Below are 19,796 nucleotides of genomic sequence, written 5' to 3'. Positions count from 1 at the left end.
GATGAGTGTCAAACACTTTTGACAAAAAGAGTGTTCACTGTAAGTAAACCACAACTTTCCTAGCCTCATTTTCATAGGTAAAAGCCAACACATAATAATAAAAAGGTACTTTTAATAAGCACCTTTATTTTTCTCCCAAATTTCTGTCAAATAATTTAAAGTTAGGCAGTCCGTCTGAGGCACTAAAGTAATGTCGGAGCCCAAGTCTTCCGCACACCCTACTCCAACAGGTAAACTTCCCGCAGCTTTAATAGCTGTAATTCCTGCCTGTGCATCTTCAATTCCAATGGCTTCTTCTAGAGAAATACCAACTCCTGCTGCTGCCGCTTGGAAAATATCTGGTGCTGGTTTTGAGGCTGCAACCTTTTCTGGATTTGCTATAAAATCAAAATAAGGGGTTAATGCCATACGCTCCAAAAGTATCGGACCATTTTTAGAAGCTGAAGCCAAAGCAATTTTAATATCACAGTCCTTTAATTCTTGCAGCAACTCTAAAATCCCTGGATAAACGTCTGCTGGACTGACTTTTTGAATCATCTGTAAATAATTGTCATTTTTCCGTTTTGTTAGTGTGGCAAATTCTTCCATAGAAAAATCATTTTCTCGGTTTCCTAAAGATAATATTTTCCTCAAAGAATCCTCTCGTGAAACGCCTTTGAGTTGCTCATTAAATGTACGATCGACTCCCTCAATTCCTAGTTCCTCTGCTAAAATTCGCCACGCCTGATAATGGTATTCTGCGGTATCTGCAATCACCCCGTCAAGATCAAATAAAACTGCTTTAAACATGCTCAATTTCTCCAATTTCAAATATTTTAGTTTGTCCTTTGAACTTAATCTTAAATCTAAGCCCTTTTATCTCCTTTGGGAGATTATTTTTGACAGCAAAGCCATCAGCTGTAAGATGTAAACCTGCAAAGCCGTAGATTAATCCTAGCCAAGAGCCTCCCATATTGGCCGCGTGAATACCATGGCTGGCATTCCCTTGCAGGTCAGTCAGGTCCATTGTAGCCGCATCTTTAAAGAATTCATAAGCTAAATCATGACGTCCTAAATGACTCGCGACAACACCATAAACCGCACGTGACAAGCTACTGTCATGGGTGGTCATTGGTTCATAATAATCAAAGTCCCGCCCTATTTGTTCACGCTTTGTTTCACCGGCGAAAATCATATGCCCAAGTAAAGTATCCGCTTGCTTTAAAACCTGATGTTTATAAATTTTCATGGGATGATAATTAAGCAGTAAGGGATAATTTTCTGAAGGTGTATCTTCAAAATGCCAGACTTCTTTCGTCAAGAAAGATTCATCTTGCGGCGTAATACCAGCTTCATTGACAGGTACAAAATACATTTTCTGAGCCGCTTCAGCCCATAATTTACTCTTCTCATCTTTATCACCAAATTGTTGAGCAAGTTCGGCAGCGTATTTCAAGTTTTGTTGGGCCATTTTATTCGTATAGTAATTATTATTAACCAAAGCTGTATACTCATCTGGTCCAGTGACTTCGTGAATCTCAAAACCTCGTTTTGAAAAGAAACCGTAAGATAACCAAAAATTGGCCGTTTCATAAATAACTGATTTGGCTCTTTCCATAAAGGCATCATCACCCGTGACTTTATGATAAAGTCTAAAAGCATGTGCAATGTCTGCATTGATATGAACTTGTCCTGTGCCTGCTGGAAAGTAGGCTGAGGTTTCTTGGCCTGAAATTGTCCGCCAAGGATATAAAGCACCTTTAAAATCAAGCTCTGCTGCTCGCGCTTGTGCGGCAGGTAAAATATGTATACGATAGGTTAGGAGTTGCTTAGCCAGTTCTGGCTGCGTGTGAATAAAGAAAGGTAATAAGTACATTTCAGTATCCCAGAAATAATGTCCTTCGTATCCCTCACCTGTCAGACCTTTCGCTCCAAAGTTCGTCTTTCCATCTCGACCAGCAGAGTTGAACAGATGAAAAAGATTTACTCGAATACCTTTTTGCAGCACATCATCCCCGTTGATTTCGATATCGGAACTCTCCCAGAAGGCCTTAAAAATATCAATTTGTTGCTTTTTCAATGCTTCATAAGAATGTGTCTCAAAATGATTGGCCTTCGATATTTGGTAAAGCTGTGTCAGGCTAACATCCTGACCTTCTCTCAAATCAATTGTCCCTTCAAAAGCATCGAACTTAACATAAATTTTCAACTGACTATTTAAAGTTTGGTAGCAATTTCCTTCTTGGTGCATTTGTGTGCTGGCTTCACGCACCCGTGGGTCAAATGCTTTCTCAGCTTGCGGCTGAATTAATCGTGCCTTTTTCGTAATCTTAGCTTGACCAGAGAAATTCAGTGCTGATATTGTCCAGTATTGGGCATACACTTGCCGATCTGCATGACTTGCAAAGGATTCTAAACTCAGCATAATTTGTTTCCCTGAAACTGTTTCATAAACAAACGTTTCATGAAGTAAACCTGTTTGCATATCTAGACAGCGCTCTTGATTTTTTAAAACTTCCAGCGCTTCACCATCTATTTCGATATCGATTCGTCGTAAATCAAACAGTTTTATCATTGTCTCATGATGTTTCGCATAACCATAAGCATTTTCTCCATAAATAATTTCATGTTTTTCATAAAATCCATTTACAAATACACCCGGCGTAGCTTGTGCTGTGGCTATTGGCTCACTGGCACGTATCCCCATAAAACCATTAGCTTGGGCAAAGAGAGTTTCAATATTTCCTGAAGAATGGTTGCCTATGTCCTCAAGTCGTAATTCAAAATTTTTCATTATTTATTCATCCTCGTTTTTATTTCTCTCCATCCATACGTACACCTTGTAAGAAGTAACGGTTAAAGATGATGTAGAGAACGATGATAGGTAAGATCGTGAGGATTGAAGCTGCCATCACGCGGTTCCACATCTGTCCTCCTTGGTCAGCTGATTGCAACATTTGAAGACCTACAGTCAGCGTAAATTTACTCTGTGTTTTCAAATAAAGCATGGGCGAGAGGAAATTATTCCAAAAGCCCATGAAGACGAAAACACCCTGTGTTGCAATGGATGGTTTAGCCAAGGGCATCACAATACGAAAGAAGGTTCCTACCCGTGATAAGCCATCAATACGTGCGGCTTCCTCAACGTCCTTAGGGAAGTTTAAGAAAAATTGACGCATCATAAAAATATTTGAAATGTTGATTGCCATAGGTAAAATCAATGCAGCAAAGGAATCCATCATGCCCAAGTTTTGGATAATCAAATAGTTGGGGATGAGAAGAACCTGAGTGGGAACCATCATCATCGCTAAAATGCCATAATAAATGCGTTGACGTCCAGGAAACTGGAGACGAGCTAAGGCATAACCAGCCATTGTATTTAAGAAAATATTCACAGTTGTACCAATGACAGAAATAATAATAGAGTTCATCAACCACTGTGGGAAAAGAGAGCCTGAAACAGGATCAAAGAGATAGCGGTATTGTTCCAAGGTAAAGTTATCAGACCAGAGCGATAAATTTCCTGATGTAATTTCGGCTAAGGGTTTAAATGATGCTGCTACTGCCCACATGAAAGGATAGAAAGTGACAAAAGCATAGATGATCAGGATAGTATAAAGTAAGATTTTCAAGGCTTTTTGCTTTTTAGTTTTTCTCATGCCCATTTCCTCCATTCAATTTTTCAGCAATGCGTGAGACTACGAAGATGATTATCGCAAGCATAATCGCAATGACCGCTGCATACCCCATTTGATTTTGTTGACCAAAAGCATATTGGAAAATCAAGAGACTGACTGTCAAGGTTGAATTTTCAGGTCCTCCCGTTCCTCCAGAAAAGATATAGGCTTGGTCAAACATTTGGAATGTCCCAATAATACCTGTGAGCAAAACAAAGGTTGTAATCGGACGCAAATAAGGAATCGTGATATAACGCAATTTTTGAAAAGCATTCGCCCCATCGATTTCAGCTGCTTCATACATGGCATCTGGTAAATCAACCAACGAAGCAAGGTAGATGGTCATAAAGTAAGGCACAGTAGACCAAATATTCATCACCATAATTACTTTCAACGTCCAGTCTGTATCATTGATAAAGTTAATCGGTCCATCAATCAAATGGATACTTTCAAGAAAGCCATTGATTGGGCCATTAAGGTTAAAGACAAACATGAAAATCAATGTCAAAGCGGCACTTGAAGTCAAAGTGGGTAAGAAATAAATGAGTCGAAACATTTTCTTAGCTTTAATCCCCTTGGAAGCTAAAATGTAAGCAATGACTAAGGCGATAATCGTTTGCACAGGCACAACAACAAGAGCAAAGAAACCCGTGTTTTGCAAGGCACGAAGTAGCTGCTTGTCTTGAAATAAATTTTGATAATTTCTAAATCCATTCCACTCGTAAGTATGCATGATGAGATTAACATCATTGAAGGATAAATATACAGCGAAAAGAATCGCTAAAACAAAGAAGACTAAAATGATTAACAATGCAGGTGTGATGAATCCATAGCCTTGAATCATTTCTGAAATCTGGCTCTTGGTACGTTTTTGTTTTTCCATAGTTTTTCCTCCAGTCAGTAACTCTTATGAAAGTACCAGAACTCTGATACTCTCAAATTTTTTACTGACTGTCCAAATATTAATTAATTTCCAATTTTACTGTTGGCTTCTTTATCTGCTTTTTCCATTGCTGCTTTTAAATCATCTGCAGTTGCACCTTGTTTAAAAGCTGTTGGTATAAAGTTTCCAAAAGCATTCTGAACGGTTGTTAAGTTAGTACCGGACTGCCATGATGTCGCAAATTTAATCGAATCTTGATGAACTTGCAAGCGCGGATTTTCTTTCAAGAATGCTGATCCTTCAGCTACATCTGGACGAGTTGCTAAGGTACCCACACCATTTGTCCATGTTGTCATTCCTTCCTTACCGGTTACAAACTTAATCCATTTATCTGCTAAGTCTTTTGATTTAGTATTCTTATACTCGCCCCACCCGACAGTAAATTGCATGGTCATCGGCTTCCCTTGATATGTCAGGTTAGGGATGATATCAAAGTTCAAGTCTTTATATTCATCCAAATAAACCTTATAATTCCAGTTTCCGGTCAGAGTCATTGCAAATTTTCCTGTCGCAAAGCCTGCACCTTCATCGCCAGCACCAACCTGTTGTGGTGTTGCTGCTGCACCCGCATTAAACAAGTCAACAATCGTTTTAAGACCTGCTATCGAATCTGGATTAGCCAGATCAGACTTACCCTCCTCCGTAATTGGTGACGTTCCTCTTGCCATTTGGAACGGCCATGTACGTGCCAAATCAGCATTTTGGTTAATCAGATAAACCTTGCCTTTGCCATATGCTGCATCAATCTTAGCCTGAGCTTCAGGTGCCCATTTGACCAGTTCTTCATAGGATTTTGGAATGCTGGCTTGATCAATCCCTGCTTTTTCAAAAATGTCTTTATTAATATAAATTGCCAGTGTAGAAACATCTTTTGCTGCAGCATAAGGCTTTCCATCTGCTTCAAAAGCACTTGAAATCGTTGGATAGAAATCCTCTTGATTAATAACGTCTGACAGATCATTCAACACACCTTGCTCCTGTAAGTAGGGAAAGAACGCCGAGTCAATATAGAAAGCATCCGGTGCTGTACCGCCCGACAGATCTGTTGGTAACTGTGTGGTGATATCTGTATAAACTTTAGGGACAACATCCACATCATTTTCTTCTTCAAATTGTTTAATCATTTTATCAAGGGTTGCATTTTCGGTATCAGACCCTTTCCAATAACCAATAGTTAGCTTTTTACCATCTTCTGCAGAGGACGTTCCCTGACCACAAGCCGCCAATGTTAAAGCAGCCAAGGCTGCTGTGCCGAAAATTGTTACTTTTTTCCAATTTTTCATTTGAAAAACTCCTTTATTTTAGAGGCAGAAATGCCCAATTTATAGCGTAATTGTTAATGTGTCTTCAAGATTCATGATTTGATCTTTATGGATAAATTGTAGAGCAGGACCTTCTGCTTTTGTCAGAACCATTTTTCCTTTACCAATTTCAACAGAAATAGCTTGTCCTTGGTAGTCGAAACCATACGATAAATGAGACCAAGCTTGAGGTAGATTGGGTTCAATGCGGAGCTTACCTTCAATCATACGTACGCCACCATAACCAAATACCACCATTTGCCATATTCCTCCTAAAGATGCCGCATGAATGCCAGGATCAGAAGATTTCATGTATTCTCCCATATCAATATTCATAGCTTGCTTAAAAAAGTCATAGGATTGATTGAGCTTACCTAAGTCTGCAGATAAAATAGCGTGCGTCGAGAGCGACAGTGAGCTATCGTGTGTCGTTTTTGGCTCATAGTAATCAAAGTTTTTAAGTTTTAATTCCTTTTCAAACAATCCTTCAAACAACAGCATGAGTAACAATACGTCAGCTTGTTTCGTCACTTGGAAACCATTTACTTGGTGCAAATTATAGTCATGGAAGAGGCCATCAACGCCATCTGCTGATTTATACTTGGTCAAATCAAGTTCAGGCTTGCTTAAATAGCTATCATCTTGCGGAATAATGCCAGCATTTGTAGGTTGAGGCAAGAAAATTTTATCAACCTTCGCTTTAAGATCAGCCTGTAGCGCCTCTAAGTTAAATTTCTCATCTAATCTAGCGTACACTTCTGGTTTTTTAGCTTTCAAATGTTCAATCAAATCAATAACATAAGAAATGTTCCAGTGTGCCGTGTAGTTCGTATAAGCATTATTGTTAATTTCTTCTTTATATTCATCGGGTCCCATAACATTTGTAATAACATATTGAGCACTAGAGGTATCAAATTCTAATCTGGAAGCCCAGAATTTAGCAGTATCTACTAATATTTCATAAGCTTTTTCATTTGCGAAAGCTTGATTTCCTGTGACATCGAGATATTGTTTTACCCCAAAAGCTACATCCGAGGTGATATGTTGTTCAATAAAGCCAGACAAGATTTTCATTGCCTTTCCTGTTACGATATCCGCTGCTCCCCAGACCGGTGTCACCTCACCATCTGTAGGCCAAGCGGCTTCCCAAGGATACTGCGCACCTTCATAGCCATTGTCAATGGCCTTCTTGTGTGCACCAGCTAATCCTAAATAACGGTAAGTCAACAATTTCTCGGCAATTTCTGGATGCGTAAAAGTAAAATAAGGCAACATGAAAACTTCTGTATCCCAAAAGGTATGGCCTTTATAACCTTGGCCAGATAAGCCTTTAGCTCCGATATTCATTCTCTCATCGTGGGCAGGTACCATGCTATGTAAATGATATTTAGCAAAACGAATCGCCAGTTGGTCACGTGGATCTTCAGATTTTATCTTTATAGGATGCTTTTGCCAGATCTCCGCCCAAGCCTGAGTAGATTCAGCAAGCAGCTCTTCAAAACTTTGACTTTCCAAGTCCTGAAGTTCACTTACTGCCACATGGCGCATGTTTTGAATACTGGAATCGTTGATATCATTATCAATACTGGTATAAACAGAAGCACGCTTTTCTAAGGTGACCTGCTCATTTTCTGCAAATTTAAAATCAAAGTTCATAGAGAAACTGCGCCGCCCAATTTCCGGACGGGATGTGGCTTGAACCTTTTTCAACTCATGGCAAGCTGAAATAACAAAATCCAGTTTACGGTGTGTGGTTTGTGGACACATTTGTAAAATCTTACCATCAATGAGGCCCTTTTCACCTTCCGTAAAATGCTGACTTCCCACATTTGAGACTTGGCCATTGATACCTGTTTTAATGCCAATGGAAACAGGAGAACCAAGATTTTCGATATGAACTTGCGCAGCCATAATATGCCGCCGTTTTTTGGAGATAAAACGTTTAAAAGTCATTTTTAGGGACACATCGTCTTTAGACCACCTCACTTCTCGCGTGAGGAGTCCACTTTTTAAGTTAAGCGTTTTTTTGTAAGTTTCAATTTTTCCTGTCAAAAGAGAAAATGGCTGACCATTAATTTGAAAATCCATGCCCCAAACATCGGGGACATTTGGCAACTCAGTGACTTCATTTACATCAAAATAGTTGAAGGTTCCTGAAACAAATGTATCTCTGCTTTGACCGATATAAGATTCTTCTTCTGCCGCGCGTGAGCCGATATACCCGTTCCCTAAGCTCATCACACTTTCTGTTTTTCCAAGATAACGGACATCAAATCCTTCTTGACTAATTGTCCAATCTCCATAACTCATTCTTGCGCTCATTTATTTATTACTCCTTATCACTAAAACGTTTTAGTTTTAGTTAAAAAAATTATTTATCAAAATAGTGTTGGTTTCTGAAAATAAGTACGACTGCTCCTAAAAGGATGATACCTAAACTCAGGATAAGAGGAATATGCCATACCGGACTCGTTATTAAAAACGCAATCGTATAAACTATATAAGCTCTTAAATAGTACTTCGGATCATAATTTTCACGATAATACCATGCAATAGCATAGCTTACCAATACTGTCATGACCAAGGGTGAAAGTAAAGACCAAGTGGATAAGTTATCTACCATCTATAATTACCTTTCCTTTCCCGAGCCAGTCGTGCAAAAATTGACCTCTTAAACCATAGGTGACAAGACTCACACCAATAAAGAACCAACCAGCGAGTGGTATTAAATATAAAATCTTAATTCCCTCCCTTTGTGCGACATCTGCTAAATTTTTTGAAAAAGCTTCTACACGTAGCTTGGCAAAATATTTACCAATGGTTTTGCCCTCAAAACTCGCCACTGCTAGAGCATTGTAAGCAATGAAGAGAAAAGCTGCTATAAGTTGATTAAAACTCCCCAGCCTTGGAAATAAGCTACTGCTTATCAGTAAGACTGGTAAATAGACAACGATGAGGTCAATCATACTGGCTAAAAGACGTTGAATCATTAGTAAGAATTTCATTTCAATCTCCTAAAACGTTTTAGCTAGTTATAGTATAATGTAATCGTTATCATTTGTCAAGTGCTTCTGATATTTTTTTTACTTTTATTTTATATCACAAAAAAGTGCACTCACTAAAATCGTGCACTTTCTCTCACAATAATTTCATATGGAATCAGTCGTTTTCGTACGCGTCCTTCTTCTATCTGCTCAATCACATCCGAAACGGCATTTTTTGTAATTTCACTAATATTCTGTCTTACCGTACTTAAAGTTGGGGTAATGTATGAGGCCAAAGTGATGTCATCAAAACCCACAACAGCAATCTCATTTATCATCTGGCGTTGAATTAATGCTTTAATAATCCCAATTGCCATCAAATCACTGGCTGCATAAATAGCGTCAAATTGTGCCACATTAGGATATTCCCGAATTAAATCAAATGCTTTTTGTTCTTGATAATCAGCATAAAGAACATGTGGCTCACATTGCCCTAAGCCTTTTCGATATCCGGCTTCACGTGTTTGCGAAACGACTGCTTCTTTAGAGCCATTTACAAAAAGAATCTTCTTATAGCCCGCATGAATTAAGCGCTCTGTCACTTCAATCGAAGCCCCATAGTTGTCGACAGCTACCGATCCGATATTCAAATCATCCAGGGCCAGATCGATTCCTACGATTGGCAAGGATAAGCCCGACAATTCTTCATAATAAGGATCTGATGTCCGTAAGCCTTGGATGATGATTCCTGAAAGATCATATTCTCGAGCCAGCTGCAAGAGCGACTTTTTTTCCTGCTTTTTACGGTCTGTTGGAATAAACATAAATTCATAATCGGTTTGGTCAACACTATCAATGACTCCACCTAATATTTCGAGAGGCATCGCAACACCGCGTGTTACATTTATTTCATTCAAAACGAGGGCAATGATTTTCTTTTTTTTGGTGGATAAGTGTCGCGCTGCACTATTAGGAGTGTACTCTAGTTTCTCAGCCGCAGCAAAAACTTTTTTCTGAGTTTCTTCACTGATGTCCTCGTAGCCATTAAAGACACGAGAAACAGCACTAATGGACACACCTGCAGCTTTTGCCACATCTTTAATAGTTATTTTTTTCATCTTTCTCCTCGTACAAACTGTTTTCATCATAGCATTTTTCATACGTACTATCAAGAACTAAAACGTTTTTTTATTTGACAAGAAAAATGCCTATCTCTAGGCATTCTAAGCTTTTACTTCTTGTAAATAAATTTGATTTAACCTTCCTTAATACGTACTTCGGTATCTTTATCAAAGAAATGTGCTTTATTAAGATTAAGTGTGACAGTGATTTTTTCGCCAGGCTGACGGAAGTCTCTTGCTTCTACACGAGACACGAGTTCTGCATCTCCTGCCTTCAGATAGAGCATTGTTTCAGCACCCAAAAGTTCTGAGACAGTGACTTCAGCTTCAATTTGTGCTTCAGGATAAGCTTCCTCTGCAAGAATTGAGGCGGAGATATCTTCTGGACGTATCCCCATGATGACTTCTTTTGAAGAATAACCTTTTTCTTTAAGGAGCTTGTGTTGGCCTTCTGGAAGCGTTAAGCTGATGCCTTCACCGATGAGTTTGTTGCCTTCAATTTTGAGACTTAAGAAGTTCATCGCTGGGCTACCGATGAAGCCAGCAACGAATTTTGTCGCTGGTTCATTATAAAGTTCTTGAGGTGTGCCGATCTGCTCAATGCGTCCGACAGTACCTGATTTGTCCGCGTTCGGTGTTGAACTCATAATGACAATACGATCTGCGAGAGTCATCGCTTCAGTTTGGTCATGAGTGACATAAATGGTTGTAGCTCCAATGCGACGGTGAATTTTAGCGATTTCTGTACGCATAGAAACACGAAGCTTGGCATCCAAGTTTGACAAAGGCTCATCCATAAGGAAAACTTTAGCATCACGAACAATGGCACGTCCCATAGCTACACGTTGACGTTGTCCACCAGACATATCGGCAGGTTTACGATCAAGTAGATCAGTCAGTCCAAGAATCTTCGCTGCATTTTCTACACGTTGCTTGATATCATCTTTTTTATGCTTACGCAGTTTAAGTCCAAAAGCCATATTGTCAAAAACCGTCATATGAGGATATAGGGCATAGTTTTGGAAAACCATGGCTATATCACGATCTTTAGGTGCAACGTCATTCATCAGTTTACCATCGATAGTAAATTCGCCTTCTGTAATATCTTCTAGACCTGCAATCATACGCAAAGTTGTTGATTTCCCACAACCTGATGGTCCAACAAAGACGATAAATTCTTTATCTTTGACATCTAAATTAAAATCTTCCACCGAATATTGTGTAGCATTCGGATATTTTTTATAAACCTTGTCTAATTTAAGTGTTGTCATTGCTTCTCCTTCATCTTGTTGTATTTAAGCTATCTTCATTCTAATGCAAACGCTTCCTTTAAACAATATCTAAGATGCACAAAAAAACTGTACAAAATGCACAGCTTTATTTCTTTGTTATGAGGCTCAAACTATTAATCTTTCAGCGCATTTTTACAACCCCAGCTTGAACGATAAGAGCAGGGCGCACACCACCGGTAGTCCCCGATTCGGCACGCGGGCCAGGCAAAAGGGCTCCCAAAGGAATGCCATCCTCGGTGGTCTCCCTATGTATCCCCCAAGCCGTAGGCCCAAGCTCATGCCAAGGGTGCCATTGGGGTACATTTTCAGCACCTGTACGTGTAAACCACCACTCCCCATCACCAGCTACACGATTTTGCCAAGTTCGGAATGGTACATTTCCACCCCCTCCTGGACTCTGTGCTGAAAAGTATAGCACATCCGCCATAGATAAGGCAAAGGCTTGCGGTATTCCCTGTGGATTAACACGCGTCAAATCTTGGGCTACCGGACCCTCAAGATTACGCGGAGCCCAACCTTCAATCCCTCCCCATTCAATATAATTCGGAGCCACAGTCACTGGTACATCATCTCGTGCAGGTATGACTACTGGCTGAACACGTTCTTTAAAGTCAAGATTTAGCCCTGCATACCAACTCGCTAATACCGTAGGTTGCTCATTCCATGAAGGGCCTTTAATTGTGCGATTACGGATAATCATATGTTCATGGTCTCCTACTTCTCCAAGATAGAGGAATTGCTCCCCCGCTGTTGTGAAGCGATTACCTGGTCTTAATGAGGGTAAGAGGCTATCAAGTTCAGAGTCAGGAATGTTTGCATCAGGATCCAAAATTTCTCCTCCTCTGATAAGATGAAGGAAGTCTCCTAATACATCACTAAAACCAATGTATGCTGGTTCATCCTGAAAACGTGGTATATCAGGGCTTAGAGTATTCACCTGTTCCATAGGTGGCGGCATACCAATCAACTCACTCTTCACATGCACACCATAATAATAAGAACCTTGAAAGTTATGGACGACCTCTGTCATATGAGAGGCATCTAGGAGATAAGATGTAGCTTCCCCTGCTTGAAGGGCTCGTGCATAGTAGGCCCATCCGTTCGCTTCATCCATCACCCAGTAATTGCCAAGTAAATCATCACCATCAGAGTTTCCCTCTCGAAAAGCAGTATAACGTTCATTCCACTGATGGAGTGTTATCGGTGCCCGGTCTTGATACAGGTTTTGCGCTGTTTCACGCGTGATGGTTTGTCCCGGCCATTGGCCAGTGTTAGTATAAGTATCACCTTGACTCCAGAAATTAGCAGTACCGGCTCCGGGATGCGTCGCTCTTTGATAGAGTTCTCCATCCTCTCCTCGGTAGCTCAGGTCACGGGCGTGTCCTGCTGCCGCGGTGATAGGGCTATTATATGCTGTATTAAAAGTTGGTAAGTACCATGGTGGGCTTACGTCTCCACGGCTATAACCAAATGTTAGGTTAGATAGCTCATTAAAGGCAGCTGAAAGACTGTCATTTCTACGCTGTGAAACATCGGTTGCTTCTGGAATGTAGGTCGTCCAGCTGTCTAAATCTTCACGTTCTCCAGATATTATCGGTTGCCAAACATCACTTCCACGCTCTTGAAACTCCCCGAACTCAGAAAGTTGAAGCCTTACAAGGATAGGTTTTTGACCAAAGTTTTCGACAAAGACATCTTTATTTTCATCACCATCAAAATAGTCATGTACACGTCCGCCAACGTCAGCACGGTTTTCGAATTCTCGGTCATTGATGGCTTGTTGGTTGAATGCTGTAAAGGCGAATGTGCCTCCGATTAAACCAAAAATGAGCAAGAGTGCAATATTCCGCAGTTTACGTTTCTTTTCTTGGATCATTGGTTCACCCCCTTAAGATAAGGCAAGCTTACAATTGGGCAATAATAATGCTCTGCTCTGCTAAAGGATTATACAACATAGGTGCTCCTTCTTCAAGTTTTTTTGTTAACTTCAAGTAATTTATTTTACATTTATTTAACTATATTGTAATATTTTTCTTATTCATTTCAAAGTAATATCCACATTATAAAAATACCTCTATTGGCTGTTAGCCAATAGAGGTATTTTTACGATTTTAGAACTTTAGAGATGTTCTAGCATTTATTTTACTTCTTCTTTGAGTTGTTCGGCTTCCTCAGCAAATTTCTGAGCAACGGCTTCGAGATCTTCTTCTTCCTCATCTCCCAGATAATGGTCATTATTGATTTCATCGAGGTTGACAAAAATTTCGATGTGACCATGGAGATTTCTGAAAGTTACTGGTGCATCGCCTCCATACTCGCCATCCACATTAATCATCATTTTTTTATCTGTGAGGGGCTCGACTTTGATTTGGCTTGATTTTAGGTATTCAATATTGACATCATCCACGTGACTACCTTTAATCACCATGGAAATCAAAGCCAGTAACTCGAATAAATTATCTGTCTTCACCAAGATAAGAGTAAACAGACCATCATCTAGTTTGGCATCTGGTGCGATTTTTTCAAATCCTCCAACAGAGTTGGTTAAGGCCGCAAAAAACATGGAAATCTCACCTTCAAACACGCCATCGTCATGCGTAACCTTGACTTTGCGTTTACGAATTTGGGGCAGTAAATCAACACCTTTGGCAAGATAAGCCAAGTAGCCAAAAGCTGTTTTCAAACGACTTGGTACACTATAAGTCAGCTCTGTTAAGCTTCCACCAGCAGCAATATTGATAAAATACTCGGCATCATTCACTTGACCCACATCAATATTCAAAGTCTGATTTTTCCCAATCATTTCAACAGCTGCTAAGGGCTTATTGCGTGGGATTTTAAGTGCACGCGCAAAATCATTAGTTGTCCCTGTGGGGATAATGGCTAACTTCGGCCTTTTATCAAATGGAGACATTCCACTTACTATTTCGTTGATAGTGCCATCACCGCCAGCTGCTACAATAAGATCAAACCCTGCTTCAGTGGCACGTGCAGCTTCTTTTTGAGCAGACTGTGGTTCTGGTGTTGTCTGAAAAGCAGAGGCTTCATAGCCGAAACTTTCTAACTTATCCAAAATATCCGCGACATTTTTTTTAATGATTTCTTGCCCACTACTTGGGTTGTAAATCAATCTTGCTTTCATAATTTCAGCAACTCCTCTTCTGACCAAACTTCAATGCCCAAATCCTGTGCTTTAGCCAGTTTTGACCCAGCATCTGCTCCAGCTATAACTAAATCTGTCTTTTTAGAAACTGAGCCTGAGACATTTGCACCTAAAGCTTCTAATTTTTCTTTTACCTCAGTTCGTGTCATAGCTGTTAATTTCCCTGTTAAAACAACGGTTTTCCCTGATAACACACTGTCTGTCTTGGGCTTAAGACCAAGATAGTCGAAGTTGACTCCCGCTTCTGCCAATTCTTGAAGCAAGACTTGCGCACCTTCTGTGGCAAAGTAGCTGGTTACAGCTTTGGCAATAACTGAACCTAAGCTTGGAATTTCAGCAATTTCTTCTAAGCTTGCTTGCGACAAGGCCCGAAGATTACCAAAACGCTCCATTAATAGTTTGGCAGCTTTCGATCCTACATGACGAATACCCAAGCCAAAAAGGAGCTTTTCTGCGGAGTTTTCTTTTGAGGCTTCAATGGCATTTAATAACTTGGTTGCTGATTTTTCTTGAATCTTATCCAGTGCCACTAATTCGTCAAGCTGCAACTTATAGATATCTGCCACATCTTTGATTAAGTTATTTTTGAAAAGTTGCGTAACTATCGATTGCCCCAAACCAGAAATATTCATTGCACCACGACTGGCAAAGTGAATAAGTTTTTCACGATTTTGTGCTGGACAAAGCGGATTGATACAGCGTAAGGCTACTTCATCTTCGAAATGCAAAAGTTCAGATGAACATTCCGGACAATATTGAGGGATTGCCATTTCTACAGAATCTGCTGGACGTTTCTCAAACAAAACACGTTGAACTGCTGGAATGATATCCCCTGCCTTATAGATCATGACTTTGTCTTTAAGACGGATATCCTTCTCCTTAATGTAGTCAACATTATGCAGTGTGGCGCGTGATACTGTCGTCTGCGCTAAGGTCACAGGAACCATATTTGCTGTTGGTGTAACGACCCCTGTACGCCCTACTGTCCAATCCACAGACAGAATTTCCGTTTCTGCCAGCTCAGCTGGAAATTTATAAGCGATGGCCCAACGTGGAGCCTTGACTGTAAAGCCTAACTCTTCTTGTTCAGCTAGATTATTAACTTTGATGACAACACCATCAATATCATAGTCTAAGTCATCCCGAAGAGAAGCCACGCGCTCAATGAAGGCCCAGACTTCATCAATATTTCGCGCAAAAACACGTTCTTTGTTGACGACAAGTCCAAGCTTTTCTAAGTACTCCAAAACTTCTTCTTGAGTGTCATTTGTCGCAGGACTCGCTTCTTGATAAAGGAAGGTTGCCAAGCCACGCTTGGTCACCTCTTTCGTATCTAACTGTCGTAAAGTTCCGGCTGCTGCATTACGCGGGTTGGCAAAGGAAGGTTTACCTTCAAGTTCGCGTTCCTTATTGAGTTTGACGAAATTTTTGCGTGGCAAATAAGCTTCACCTCGCACCACAATGTCAATAGGTTCTTTTAATACCAGTGGGACGTCTTTGATGCGTTTAACATTTTCTGTAATGTTTTCCCCTACACTGCCATCTCCACGTGTCGCAGCTACGACAAGTTTACCTGCTGTATATTTAAGAGAAAGTGAGAGACCATCAATCTTTAACTCACAAATGTATTCAGGCTTTGGAATGATTTTACGTACACGTTCATCAAAGTCTTCCAGCTCTTCACGTGAAAAAGCATCTGCTAGGCTGTAGAGATTGTATTCATGAGTATATTTTTCAAATCCTGATAGCACAACATCGCCTGTACGATGGGTCGGTGAATCAGCGCGTATCAAATGTGGGTTATCGTGTTCTAGAGTTTCTAACTCACGATAAAGGCGATCATACTCCGCATCTTCAACCGATGGCATATCCAAGGTATAGTATTCGTGAGCGTACTTATTTAATAACTCCGTTAAATCTTTGATCTTTGACTCGATATTCATACTAATAATTTTATCATATTTTTCGGTTTCCTCGGAGTAAGAAAGTTGTTATAATGGAGAAGTTCAATAGCTTATGTTAAGCTTAATTTTTATGAGGTTTTTAATGAAGAAAAAGATTTTTAATAAGATTGTGATTATACTGGCGGCCTTGCTCAGTATCATCATCATAACAGCTGGTATTCTTGGTCGACAGATACTTTTTCGTGATTATCCTGTTTTCCAGTCAATGTCCCAAAAAGAGATTGTCGAAGCAACGAATATCCTACCTGAGGATAACGACTATATCAAAAAATTAAAAAATAATGCGCTTGACGTCTATCTGAGTAATGCTTCCAGTGAACTCGCGGAAAAGTTAGAGGAGAACGAAAAACGCGTCAACAGTATTGTCAATGGCGAACTTCCCGAACAACAGTTTTCACAAAATCAGGACGAATTACAACAAGCGCTGGGCGCAAGCGATGAGCAAATGACGCAACTTGCTCAAACTTATGAGAATGCCCGCCTTAATCGTTCCATTGATCAGCTCCAAGCAGAAACAAAAACTTTAAAAGCTGAGCAGTTGTCTCAGTTTATTCAAGATGCAAACCAATTGGCACAACAGACTGAGAAGAGTATTCAATCTTATATTGAAGATAATAATGCTGTTTCTAAATCGACGATTTCTGTTTCGGTTCAAGCCCTCAATGATGCAAACTCTCTCCTTAGTAACTTTACACAGTTTGTAAACTATACCAATAATTACACAGCTATCACACAACTTCAATTTGATAAAATTTCTACAAATAATTCACTCATGGCAGACTTTCTCCCTGTATTTAACAAGGTAAATGCTTATCTCAGCCAGAAGGAAACCGTAGAAGCTCGTATCAAAGAGTTAACAGATTTCCAACAAAAAGTCGAAAAATCAGAACAGTTAAAAAGTTCAAGCATAGAAATGCCTAATCTCAAAGGTCAAACACTTGCGGCCATAAGAAAACAAGCAGGCATCGATTATAAAATTGAAGTGGAGCCAAACTATGAGGACAAAGATACAGCGATTGTAACTCAACAAAAACCTGAGCCCTCTCAGTATACTCGTATTCTAAAAGGTCAAACAATTACGGTTCAAACACAGAAAAAAGTTGAAGAAAAGAAAACTTCTTCTGTTTCTGCTAAAAAAGACAAAGAAAAAACAGAAGCCTCCAAAAAAGAGGACACTAAAGCTAAAAAGAAAGGAGATGAATAATGGCTAAAAAAATAATTCTCCGCACCCTTGCCGTTCTTTTTCTGCTCTTCTTGTTTGTAGGCGCTGTTGGTGCTGTTGGTGCCGTCTATCTCCTGGATAAAGAATCACACCAAGCACATACGATCGAGCTTAAGCCTTCCCCACAAGCCATCTCCCAATCCTTTACTATTACGGATATTAATGGAAAAGCACTTCAGGATTCCTCAAATATCTATAAGTACATTCCAGCACAGCTCTCAGGCAAAGATAAAAATATTCCTGAACTATACACAAAAGCTTTAGTCGCAGTTGAGGATAGTGACTTCTATTCCCGTAAAACTAAAGGTTATTCTATCAAAGGGGTAACTAATGCCGTCTTATCAGAAGTACTTACGAAATTACATCTCGCAAACGGTGCACGTGGTGGCTCAACCCTTGATCAACAATTAGCAAAAAATCTTGCGCATGGAGGTTTTACTGCCGATAAATCATTGTCCCGCAAAATCGTCGAATTGATTGATGCGCATAGCCTTGCTGAACGCTATTCTCGAGAAGAAATTCTCACCAGTTATCTCGACACCTTGCGTTTGACACCTGAAACCATTGGCCCTGGGGCTGCTTGGAACAATCTTTTCTCTACACCGATGATTACCTCAGAGAAAACACCACTCTATATTGCTCAAATTGCTTATTTAGCGGGGCTGGGTCAAGCACCTTCAACCTATGTTCAAGATTTTGAAGGCGCAGGGAAACAACGCGCCTTGACTGTTCTTTCGGTGATGAAGTCCAACAAAATTATCTCTGACCAAGAATACAAAGACAGCGCCGAAGCTGTGAAAAAAGAACTCGCACTTAAGCCAAGTTATACACAAGGCATCCCCCATGCTTATCAAGCCTATATTGCACAAGTACAAAAAGAGCTTGGCCAGATTGCTTTACCAAGAAACACTAAGGTTGTTGTCAAAACATATGCTACGAAAGCACACTTGGATTATCTAGAGAGCGTTGCAAATCATACCGCACCTGATGTCTCAAATATTCCACGTAATAATCTGCCAGAAGGTACTTTAACTGCAATATCTGTGGTTGATACCCAAACAGGTCATATCTTAGCTTTAAATACAAATTCGGACAATCCACAATTGCCAATTTCCTCTGGCCGTTCTTCAGGTTCAACGATTAAACCATTACTCGATTATGCGCCCGCTCTTGAATATGGCTATATCAATGAAAACAGTACCTTGAATGGTAATGCTACAACTTACGCTGATGGCACACCGCTGATGAATTACGGTGGGAATAATTATGGCCCTGTTCCTGTCGGTTTTGCCCTTGGTAACTCTTTGAACTCTGCAGCCCTGCAAACCTTTAACATGACCAATAATGAGCAAAAAAACAGTATTATGCAGCCACTTGGTATTGCTTCTGTCAAATATGACCAAGAATCCATGTCTATTGACTATAATTTGTCTCCTTTACAGTCTGCATCTGCATATTCTGCGATTGGTAATGATGGCGTTCGCGTTACCCCTACTGCTGTGGCTTCTGTCACGGTAAATGGTCAAGAACTGCCACTTACTCAGCCTGAATCACAACGCGCCATGAGTTCTTCAACAGCTCGTTCGCTTGTTAATCTCATGCAAAATGTTACACAACCTAATGGTTCCGAGCCTTTAGCTGCTCAGCCGCAATGGCCGAATGCTTTCGCCACTAAGTCCGGGCTCTCTAATTTCCCCGATACTGCCACAGAACCGGCCCGTAGTCAAGGTGCTCCTGATGCTTGGATGGCTGCTACCTCTACAGGTGTTTCAACCGCTGTATGGGTCGGAAGCCCAGATATGAGTGGAAAATATTATGTGCCAGCTGCGCCTATTGAACAAGAAAACAATATGCGTGTCTATCTTTTGAACAACACCATCAGATATATGAATCAAGGCAGAAATGTGCCGCCATTTAGTTACTCAGGCACAGCGATGTCCCATGAACCTCTCTTACCAGAGCTGCCCCAGCTCACTGAGCCACCAACGACCCAAGCTATCCAGCAAGCTAAAGCCTTTGATGCTGTTGCTCCAAGTGTTACTCCCGGTTTAGAAGAATTTTATCAAATGCACCGTCAAGACAAGCTCTTAGATGCTGACTCCGTATATGGTGCTAAGAACTAAGTTCTTTATAATAAAAAAGCTGCTTGC

15 protein-coding genes are annotated in these 19,796 nt (G+C 40.2%); 2 read left to right on the top strand and 13 right to left on the bottom strand.

Annotated features, from left to right (window positions below; genetic code table 11):
- Nucleotides 1-111: 111 nt before the first annotated feature.
- From pgmB to ligA, 13 genes are all read right to left on the bottom strand, one after another.
- Entirely contained in the window at nucleotides 112-789 is a 678-nt protein-coding gene (gene pgmB / locus J0J36_RS01540) for a beta-phosphoglucomutase (protein ID WP_019292892.1), read from the bottom strand.
- Complete coding sequence (locus J0J36_RS01535; protein ID WP_019292893.1) at nucleotides 782-2,773, bottom strand: glycoside hydrolase family 65 protein; 1,992 nt, start codon at nucleotides 2,771-2,773, stop codon at nucleotides 782-784. Before J0J36_RS01535 ends, pgmB begins: the two co-directional genes overlap by 8 nt.
- Nucleotides 2,774-2,792: 19 nt before the next feature.
- Nucleotides 2,793-3,638 (bottom strand): carbohydrate ABC transporter permease, encoded by an 846-nt coding sequence (locus J0J36_RS01530; protein WP_019292894.1) that lies wholly within the window; start codon nucleotides 3,636-3,638, stop codon nucleotides 2,793-2,795.
- Nucleotides 3,625-4,539 (bottom strand): carbohydrate ABC transporter permease, encoded by a 915-nt coding sequence (locus tag J0J36_RS01525; RefSeq protein WP_019292895.1) that lies wholly within the window; start codon nucleotides 4,537-4,539, stop codon nucleotides 3,625-3,627. Before J0J36_RS01525 ends, J0J36_RS01530 begins: the two co-directional genes overlap by 14 nt.
- An 83-nt stretch (nucleotides 4,540-4,622) precedes the next feature.
- Nucleotides 4,623-5,882 (bottom strand): ABC transporter substrate-binding protein, encoded by a 1,260-nt coding sequence (locus J0J36_RS01520; RefSeq protein WP_019292896.1) that lies wholly within the window; start codon nucleotides 5,880-5,882, stop codon nucleotides 4,623-4,625.
- Between the two features lie 39 nt (nucleotides 5,883-5,921).
- Entirely contained in the window at nucleotides 5,922-8,222 is a 2,301-nt protein-coding gene (locus J0J36_RS01515; RefSeq protein WP_206886735.1) for a glycoside hydrolase family 65 protein, read from the bottom strand.
- A gap of 49 nt (nucleotides 8,223-8,271) precedes the next feature.
- On the bottom strand, nucleotides 8,272-8,478 hold the full coding sequence (locus J0J36_RS01510; protein WP_242520629.1) for a hypothetical protein: 207 nt from the start codon (nucleotides 8,476-8,478) through the stop codon (nucleotides 8,272-8,274).
- Between the two features lie 34 nt (nucleotides 8,479-8,512).
- Nucleotides 8,513-8,905, bottom strand: a complete 393-nt coding sequence (locus tag J0J36_RS01505) for an RDD family protein (RefSeq protein ID WP_019292899.1) — start codon at nucleotides 8,903-8,905, stop codon at nucleotides 8,513-8,515.
- 113 nt (nucleotides 8,906-9,018) lie between these two features.
- On the bottom strand, nucleotides 9,019-10,002 hold the full coding sequence (locus tag J0J36_RS01500; protein ID WP_019292900.1) for a LacI family DNA-binding transcriptional regulator: 984 nt from the start codon (nucleotides 10,000-10,002) through the stop codon (nucleotides 9,019-9,021).
- A gap of 137 nt (nucleotides 10,003-10,139) precedes the next feature.
- Entirely contained in the window at nucleotides 10,140-11,276 is a 1,137-nt protein-coding gene (locus J0J36_RS01495) for an ABC transporter ATP-binding protein (protein WP_019292901.1), read from the bottom strand.
- 142 nt (nucleotides 11,277-11,418) lie between these two features.
- A complete protein-coding gene (locus J0J36_RS01490) occupies nucleotides 11,419-13,173 on the bottom strand; it encodes a hypothetical protein (RefSeq protein ID WP_019292902.1) in 1,755 nt (584 codons plus the stop codon).
- A 261-nt stretch (nucleotides 13,174-13,434) separates the two neighbouring features.
- Complete coding sequence (locus J0J36_RS01485; RefSeq protein ID WP_019292903.1) at nucleotides 13,435-14,439, bottom strand: diacylglycerol kinase; 1,005 nt, start codon at nucleotides 14,437-14,439, stop codon at nucleotides 13,435-13,437.
- On the bottom strand, nucleotides 14,436-16,403 hold the full coding sequence (gene ligA, locus J0J36_RS01480) for an NAD-dependent DNA ligase LigA (protein ID WP_019292904.1): 1,968 nt from the start codon (nucleotides 16,401-16,403) through the stop codon (nucleotides 14,436-14,438). Before ligA ends, J0J36_RS01485 begins: the two co-directional genes overlap by 4 nt.
- A gap of 103 nt (nucleotides 16,404-16,506) precedes the next feature.
- Here ligA and J0J36_RS01475 point away from each other — a divergent pair, with 103 nt between their 5' ends.
- Together J0J36_RS01475 and J0J36_RS01470 are read left to right on the top strand one after the other, a co-directional pair.
- Complete coding sequence (locus J0J36_RS01475) at nucleotides 16,507-17,628, top strand: PASTA domain-containing protein (RefSeq protein ID WP_019292905.1); 1,122 nt, start codon at nucleotides 16,507-16,509, stop codon at nucleotides 17,626-17,628.
- Nucleotides 17,628-19,769, top strand: coding sequence for a transglycosylase domain-containing protein (locus J0J36_RS01470; RefSeq protein ID WP_153924410.1), 2,142 nt, complete (start codon nucleotides 17,628-17,630; stop codon nucleotides 19,767-19,769). Before J0J36_RS01475 ends, J0J36_RS01470 begins: the two co-directional genes overlap by 1 nt.
- Nucleotides 19,770-19,796: the final 27 nt, after the last annotated feature.

This window comes from Lactococcus sp. LG1074, assembly GCF_017309525.1.
GTDB classification, from domain to species: Bacteria; Bacillota; Bacilli; order Lactobacillales; family Streptococcaceae; genus Lactococcus; species Lactococcus petauri.
The sequence above is the reverse complement of the archived record's forward strand: the minus strand, read 5'-3'. Positions and strand labels throughout refer to the sequence as shown.